Origin of the sequence: Flavobacterium terrae (assembly GCF_900142035.1) — a bacterium.
GTDB classification, from domain to species: domain Bacteria; phylum Bacteroidota; class Bacteroidia; order Flavobacteriales; family Flavobacteriaceae; genus Flavobacterium; species Flavobacterium terrae.
In genome coordinates this window covers 1-2,594 of sequence record NZ_FQZI01000017.1, presented here as the reverse complement: position 1 = coordinate 2,594, position 2,594 = coordinate 1, and the positions used below count along the sequence as shown (strand labels likewise).

Genomic DNA, 2,594 nt, shown 5'->3' with positions numbered 1-2,594 from the left:
TTTGGAAAGTTACGCGTTAAACCAAAATTTGTTAATATTTGTGAAGTTCCGTGTACGAATGCCGCAACAGCAGGCCAAGCCGGCGGGACGTTAGCAGTAAGCTTAAAAAAACGAAAACTTAGAATTACAATAAATTAAAAACCAATCATTTTCTATCAAAAAAATATGAAACCAAAAACCATGTGCCTAATCGGATTGTTCTTTTTTGTTTTGAGTTATATTATGTTTTCACAAGGTTCAAAATTAGCTTATTTTCAAAAACCTATAGATTTCGCACATTGGTTCAACTTAATTGGCGCAGTATTTCTCATTTCATTTAATAAAGTATTTCCAAAAAACAATCTTAATATTGTAGCTTCATTTTTGACAACTTTGGGTGTTATTGCCCACATAGGCCTTTGTACTATTGATTTTATAATGTGGAGTTTTGGAAATGATGATATTGCTAAAGCACAATTAAGTGAACACATAAGCAATACTCCATCTATTTTGTTGCCGTTTATTATTATTGGCCCATCATTACTCTTTGTAGGATTAGCAGTGCATGCATCAAATTTTATCAAAACCAATCCTATAAGTTCATTAATGGTTATTATTGGTGCTCCAGCTGTCGGTTTTTCGTTTTTTGTATTGAAAAATGGAATGTTTATGGTACTAAGTTGTTTACTTTTTGCTTTAGGATTGGTTTTACTACTTTATCGTGAGGAAAAACAGAAGATATTAACTGAATAAAAGCCTACTGCTAACAGCGGTTTTGTGAAATGGCGGGTTTAGGGATTTATTTGTAATGGTCAGTGAATATTTTTCTTTCTCCGAAAGAGGTTTTTTCTTTCAATCTTTTCGGTATATTTGTGAACAACAGTAATAAAATTCCGCCACTTCACAAAGCCGGAGGGACGTTATGCCTCATTGTAAAAAAACAGTACTTTAAATGAAATTCGGAAAAACAATAAAAATATTCTTAATCGATGGAGAACCAAATGGACGCATGAGTTGTGAACTTTCAAATTGGTCTGGAAAAGCATATAAAATTCCACGTATAAAAATAAAAGATTGTTCTGATCGTAACGATTTAATAAGTACTGGTGTCTATTTGTTATTTGGCAAAGATGAAGAAGGAAAAGATTTAGTTTATATTGGTGAAGCAGAATCAATTTTAAAAAGATTAACTCAACATATAAATCAAAAGGACTTTTGGAATGAAACCATTGTTTTTATAAGCAAAGATGAAAATTTAAACAAAGCACATGTGAAATATTTAGAAAATAGACTTCATGAAATTGCAATTTCATCTAAACGTTATAAAGTAGAAAACTCAATAACTCCAACTCAATCTTCAATTTCTGAATCAGATAGAGCAGAAATGGAGGAATTTATTGAAAATATAAAAATGCTTGTAAATACACTTGGCCACAAAGTATTTGATGAAAAGAGAGAAATTAAACCAAAACAAAAACAAGAATTATTTTTTATAAAAGCAGCTCGAGGAGCAGATGGAATTGGCGAACCAACATCAGACGGATTTGTTGTTTTTAAAGGTTCAAAAGCTGCAAGTTCAATTGTTAATTCTATGACTCCAAGTTTTATCAAACTCCGTCAAAAACTTATTGAAGAAGGAATTCTTGTTGATAAAACTGAATATTTAGAATTTTCAGAAGATTATATTTTTAGCAGTCCATCAACAGCAGCCTTAATTGTTATGGGAAGAAATGCAAATGGATTAACTGAATGGAAACAAAAAGACGGAAAAACTTTGAAAGAATTTGAAACTAACGAAAAAACAACGAAGGCATAACAGGCGTTTGGCAAGATTGCGAATTTTGTAGTAAATACACGTTTATATTTCGTAAGAAATTTTATTTTTAACAGAAAATAATCGGTTCCGAAGCTCGCAACCTCGCCAAGCGCCGGAACGTTATAAGCAAGCCAACCAGAATTACGCAAACGGATAAATGAAATGAATTAACTAAATCATTTTGCAGCTAAGCAACAGTAAAAAATAAAATGAGTAAAAATAACAAGCCTCTAAAAAGTACGCCAAAAGAAAAAATCTACATTTTCCTTATTATACTCGGAATGTCAAGCATTATATATTTTATAGCAACGGGCTTAAGAAATCAGGAGTTGCAAAATATTGAATTTATAAAAAGTGATTATAAAATAACGCGTGGAATAATTACGAAGAAGTCTGTGACCAAGGGTCGACATATTAGAGTAGAATATAAAGTTGGTGGAAAGCTATATGAAAATAGTGATGGATTCAATGAAAATGACAAAGTTCAAGAAGGAGATAGTGTTGATATCAAATATTCAATTTCGAAACCAGAATTAATGATTACGGAATTTAATGACGAATTTAATCACTAAATATGGCCAGCTTATAACAGCTACTACAACGGATTTGGGCATTAGGCTTAATGGGAAAATGGTTTTGTATTTGGCAGTTTAGTGATAACCGAAAAATAAATCTTAATTTAGAACCCAAACCCGCTGTAGTACCAGAACGTTAGCGGTCATGTTGAAAAAACGAAACGAAAAACAATAACCATGTTAATGAAGAAAATCAGAAATTCCATTTTAGCAGGAATAATTTT

The 2,594-nt window shown here is 31.4% G+C and carries 3 protein-coding genes; all 3 read left to right on the top strand.

What is annotated here, in order from left to right:
* Window positions 1-165: 165 nt before the first annotated feature.
* A complete protein-coding gene (locus BUC09_RS14595) occupies window positions 166-732 on the top strand; it encodes a hypothetical protein (RefSeq protein ID WP_073312322.1) in 567 nt (188 codons plus the stop codon).
* A 199-nt stretch (window positions 733-931) separates the two neighbouring features.
* On the top strand, window positions 932-1,795 hold the full coding sequence (locus tag BUC09_RS14590) for a GIY-YIG nuclease family protein (protein ID WP_073312321.1): 864 nt from the start codon (window positions 932-934) through the stop codon (window positions 1,793-1,795).
* Window positions 1,796-2,076: 281 nt separating this feature from the next.
* Window positions 2,077-2,367, top strand: coding sequence for a hypothetical protein (locus tag BUC09_RS14585; protein ID WP_143161951.1), 291 nt, complete (start codon window positions 2,077-2,079; stop codon window positions 2,365-2,367).
* The last annotated feature ends 227 nt before the right edge of the window (window positions 2,368-2,594 follow it).

Coding starts and splice junctions, on each gene's coding strand:
- BUC09_RS14585 (WP_143161951.1), top strand. CDS start 2,077: ATGTCAAGCATTATATATTTTATAGCAACGGGCTTAAGAAATCAGGAG.
- BUC09_RS14590 (WP_073312321.1), top strand. CDS start 932: ATGAAATTCGGAAAAACAATAAAAATATTCTTAATCGATGGAGAACCA.
- BUC09_RS14595 (WP_073312322.1), top strand. CDS start 166: ATGAAACCAAAAACCATGTGCCTAATCGGATTGTTCTTTTTTGTTTTG.